Annotated in this window: 5 protein-coding genes; 4 read left to right on the top strand and 1 reads right to left on the bottom strand. The window is 48.0% G+C overall.

What is annotated here, in order from left to right:
- On the top strand, window positions 1-886 hold an 886-nt coding region (locus QUB51_RS12510; RefSeq protein ID WP_333210478.1), incomplete at its 5' end, for an HAD-IC family P-type ATPase.
- Window positions 887-1,083: 197 nt separating this feature from the next.
- Here QUB51_RS12510 and QUB51_RS12505 read toward each other — a convergent pair.
- Window positions 1,084-1,431 (bottom strand): hypothetical protein, encoded by a 348-nt coding sequence (locus QUB51_RS12505; protein ID WP_190659999.1) that lies wholly within the window; start codon window positions 1,429-1,431, stop codon window positions 1,084-1,086.
- 105 nt (window positions 1,432-1,536) lie between these two features.
- On the opposite strand from QUB51_RS12505, the gene tmk reads away from it, so the two are divergent.
- From tmk to msrA, 3 genes are all read left to right on the top strand, one after another.
- Complete coding sequence (gene tmk, locus QUB51_RS12500; protein ID WP_333261533.1) at window positions 1,537-2,205, top strand: dTMP kinase; 669 nt, start codon at window positions 1,537-1,539, stop codon at window positions 2,203-2,205.
- A gap of 373 nt (window positions 2,206-2,578) precedes the next feature.
- Window positions 2,579-3,541, top strand: coding sequence for a DNA polymerase III subunit delta' (locus tag QUB51_RS12495; protein ID WP_333053130.1), 963 nt, complete (start codon window positions 2,579-2,581; stop codon window positions 3,539-3,541).
- A gap of 39 nt (window positions 3,542-3,580) precedes the next feature.
- Window positions 3,581-4,036 carry a peptide-methionine (S)-S-oxide reductase MsrA gene (gene msrA / locus QUB51_RS12490; protein WP_333261530.1) on the top strand — a complete coding sequence of 152 codons (456 nt, stop codon included), beginning with the start codon at window positions 3,581-3,583 and terminating at the stop codon, window positions 4,034-4,036.
- Window positions 4,037-4,239: the final 203 nt, after the last annotated feature.

Below are 4,239 nucleotides of genomic sequence, written 5' to 3'. Positions count from 1 at the left end.
AGATGCCTGTTCCACAATTGACTCAAAACTGCTGCAAATTGCGGCGGCGGTGGAAAGGGGCGCTTCTCATCCCATCGCGGCAGCGATTTTGCTGGAAGCTCAACAGCAAGGTTTGCCGCTGCTAGCTGCTGAGGATTTCTGCACGGAACCGGGCTTGGGGGTTTCGGCTTTGGTGGAGGGCCGGCGGGTGTTCGCGGGGAATGCTGAGTGGATGAAGGAGCAGGGGGTCGCTGTGGCGACGGAATTGTCGGGGTCTTTGCAAGGCAAAACGGCGGTTTACGTGGCTTCTGGGGGCGTTTTGCTGGGGGTAATCGGCCTAAAAGATACTCTGAGGCCGGATGCTAAGGCGACGGTGGAACGTTTGCGGGGCATGGGATTGCGGGTGATGATGCTGACGGGGGATACGCCGTCTGCGGCGGCGGTGACGGCGCAGCAGCTAGGTTTGGCGGCGGCTGATGTTTTGGCCGGGGTGCGGCCGGAGGGGAAGGCGAGGGCGATCGCGACTTTGCAAGCCCAAGGCTGTAAAGTGGCTGTGGTGGGGGATGGTATCAATGATGCGCCGGCTTTGGCTCAAGCTGATGTCGGTATCGGTTTGCACTGCGGCACTGATGTGGCAGTTGAAACTGCTCAAATTGTGCTGATGCGAAATGCTTTGATGGATGTTGTTGAGTCGATCGAGCTGGGGCGCGCTACTTTTAATAAGATTCGCCAAAATTTATTTTGGGCTTTTGGTTACAATACTCTGGGAATTCCGGTAGCCGCAGGTATCTTGCTGCCTGCAACCGGAATTCTACTCAGTCCTGCGGCGGCTGGAGCATTTATGGCGTTTAGTTCTGTTAGCGTGGTGACAAATTCTTTGTTTTTGCGCCGGGGATTTCGAGCTTAAGTTTAGGGATTGCATATAAAAGTCGGAGGCCATCGGTCATTAGCTAGAAACTAATGACTAATGGCCTCATACCAAGACGGATACAAGCCCCCCACACCAGGAGTCGAGACCAAAGAAGTTTCGACGTTAGTTCGAGGCCCCAGATTTATCTGTGGAGTCACTCTAAAATCTAAAATGTAAACTCGACTGACTGATGGCTAGAGTGCCATACTTTCCAAAAGTCGCCAGTTATTGTTGTTCATAATTGAACGACTCACTAGCTCGAACATTTGACGGCAGTGGTTGTTGGTTTGCAGGGGCAGTTCTTCGTTTTTAATCACGAAGTTCATGCGAACCTCTGAGTCGCTGGCCGTGTTTTTCTCAATTAGGACTTCTGCGGTGACAAGTTTGGCAATGGAAACTTGACCGGGAAGCTCGCGAGCCATGACGGAATCTCCTGTATTGTAGATAATATCAAGATTGCATGACTCTAAAATTTCAATCAGGGATTGACGGAGACGGTCGATCGGAACGGCAACGATAAAAAAACCAGTATAGCGAGCCATAGACAACTCCAGCCGTGAGGCATTTAGACTTTATTATCATACCGAACCTAGAACAGATGCACAGAACAATATGGATTTATTTTATTCAGGTGGAAAGTTAGGGCAATGAAAGGCAAACTTATCGTGTTTGAGGGGGTTGAAGGTGCGGGTAAAACTACGCAAATGCAGCGCTTGATACAGTTCCTGCAAGTAAGTTGCTTTCTGAGAGTCCGCTTGGTGGCTACTCGCGAACCGGGGGGTACTGAGCTGGGAAGGGGACTGCGACATTTGCTGCTGAAACAAGATGGGGGCGAATCTGTATCCGATCGAGCAGAATTACTCATGTACGCGGCCGATCGCGCTCAACACGTCGAAACTTTTCTCAAACCCGAGTTATCTAAGGGAACGATTGTTTTATGCGATCGCTTTACTGACTCTACGATCGCTTATCAGGGCTACGGCCGCGGTCTTAATTTAAATTTAATTAAGCAGTTGAATGACATTGCCACCGGCGGCTTGGAAAGCGATCTGACTTTGTGGCTGGATATTGATGTGGAGGAGGGTTTGGCGAGGGTAAGGGCTCGCGGAGGGTGCGATCGGATCGAGCAAGCGGATTTGAAGTTTCACCGCCTTGTGCAGCAAGGTTTTTCGGAGTTAGCCGAGGCAAATAAATCTCGAATTGTTCGCATAAATGCCGATCGGCCTGAATATGAAGTCGCTCAGGAAATTCAAGCTATTGTCACTCGCAGGTTAGAAGCTTGGGGATATTTAAATAATACCAATTCTGAAAAGTAAGCTTACATAGATAGCCAGAAACCGGGTTTTTTACGAAATATTTGCTAAAAATCCTCAAGGTAGAGGAAAAACCCGGTTTCTTCGTTGTAACTGACATCTTGCAGCAATGTCAATTGGGGCTTTTGGGTGGGGTGGGGGCGGGTTTTTTAACCTGTCTGCTACTTTCCGAGGCTCAAGAGTGAACCCGCCCCTACAGCTTGTTGAGAATGGTGCAAGATTTCAGTTGTAACTAACTCACCATAGGGTAGCGGGGCAAAATTCTTGAAGAGGTAGTCATTACATTCAGCGCCCCTGACGCACCCTACCATAACTTCCTTCTGTCCACTTCCTTCTGTCAACTGTCAACTGAATACTGTCAACTGAATACTGTCACATGAATTATTTTACATCATTAATCGGACAAGAGCGAGCAGTAGAATTGCTAACTCAAGCAGTCGAGCGAAACCGAATTGCTCCTGGTTATTTATTTGTCGGCTCTAACGGCATCGGCAAAAGTTTAGCCGCTCAGTGTTTCATCGAGCTTTTATTCTCAGCCAATATTCCCGAAACCAGACTAATAGCCTCCGTGCAAAATCGCGTGCGACAGCGAAATCATCCAGACTTACTTTGGGTAGAACCAACTTATATGAACCAAGGCAAACGGCTTACGCCAAAGGAAGCAGAGGAAGCCGGTTTAAAGCGGAAAGCACCACCACAAATTCGTTTAGAACAAGTTCGAGAAATCAGTAATTTTCTCAGCAGACCGCCGCTAGAAGCAGCACGTTCAGTCGTAGTGTTGGAACAAGCAGAAACAATGGCTGAGGGAGCAGCTAACGGCTTATTGAAGACCTTGGAAGAACCGGGAAAAGCAGCGCTAATCTTAATTGCTCCGACTGTGGAAGGTTTGCTGCCAACTTTGATTTCCCGTTGTCAAAAAGTCCAGTTCTCTCGGCTGAATCCCGAAGCAATGGCACAAGTTTTGCAGCAAGCGGGATTCGCGGAGATTTTGAATCATTCCGAGGTACTGGGGATGGCTCAGGGCAGTCCTGGGGAGGCGATTTCTATTTGGCAGCAACTGCAATCAATACCCGATGATTTGCTGCAAAAGGTGAAGCAGTTGCCTCAAAATCTGCGGTCTGCTTTGGAATTGGCAAAGGAAATTGATAAAACTTTAGATACTGAATCTCAGTTGTGGTTAATCGATTATTTACAACACTGTTACTGGCAGCAATTTTTGGCAGGGGGAATTAGTCGATCGCCCCTAGAGCCCTTGGAGAAAGCACGACAATATTTGTTAAACTACGTACAGCCGCGATTAGTTTGGGAATGCACACTTATGGGAATATGTCAACCATAATTTAGTGCCAAGTTTTATCTCAATACGATGAGTAACACGATGGAAAAAGCCACATTTGCCGCCGGTTGTTTTTGGGGAGTTGAACACAAGTTTCGCGCCGTTGCGGGTGTCGTCTCGACTGCTGCGGGCTACACAGGAGGCCACTGGCCGAATCCCTGCTACCTGGATGTTTGCGCCAGAGTCACCGGTCACGCTGAATCTGTGCTGATAGAGTACGATCGATCGCAGGTGAGTTACGAAGCACTGCTAGATGTATTCTGGAATTGTCACGATCCTACCCAAATCAATCGCCAAGGCCCCGACAGAGGCGAACAGTACAGGTCGGTGATTTTTTATCACAATTCCGAACAAGAAAAAGCCGCTCGCGCCTCCAAACAAAAATTACAACTTTCCGGTAAATACGACAAAGATATTGCCACGGAAATCAAACCTGCTGGGGAATTTTATATGGCAGAGGATTACCACCAGCAATATATTGAGAAGAAGCGACTTTAGTCAAAAGTTATTAGTTAAGAAGTAGGCAGACTCGACAAACAATAAAAAATATTAGGGGCGGGTAAGGCAATGATCTATACTAGCCACCAGTTTATTATTAATGCAAAACTCTGCCTCCCCTACGCCATGTTTATTTCCATTTACTTAGGAATGAGAATTAAATAACTTCCACTCTTGAAAGTGGGATGGGCGTCCCGCCCGTC

It is taken from the genome of Microcoleus sp. AT8-A3, from assembly GCF_036705675.1.
Classification (GTDB): Bacteria; Cyanobacteriota; Cyanobacteriia; order Cyanobacteriales; family Microcoleaceae; genus Microcoleus.
The sequence above is the reverse complement of the archived record's forward strand: the minus strand, read 5'-3'. Positions and strand labels throughout refer to the sequence as shown.

What these genes read in the sequence shown, in the direction of transcription:
- QUB51_RS12505 (WP_190659999.1), bottom strand. Translation starts at nt 1,431, where the DNA reads ATGGCTCGCTATACTGGTTTTTTTATCGTTGCCGTTCCGATCGACCGT.
- tmk (WP_333261533.1), top strand. Translation starts at nt 1,537, where the DNA reads ATGAAAGGCAAACTTATCGTGTTTGAGGGGGTTGAAGGTGCGGGTAAA.
- QUB51_RS12495 (WP_333053130.1), top strand. Translation starts at nt 2,579, where the DNA reads ATGAATTATTTTACATCATTAATCGGACAAGAGCGAGCAGTAGAATTG.
- msrA (WP_333261530.1), top strand. Translation starts at nt 3,581, where the DNA reads ATGGAAAAAGCCACATTTGCCGCCGGTTGTTTTTGGGGAGTTGAACAC.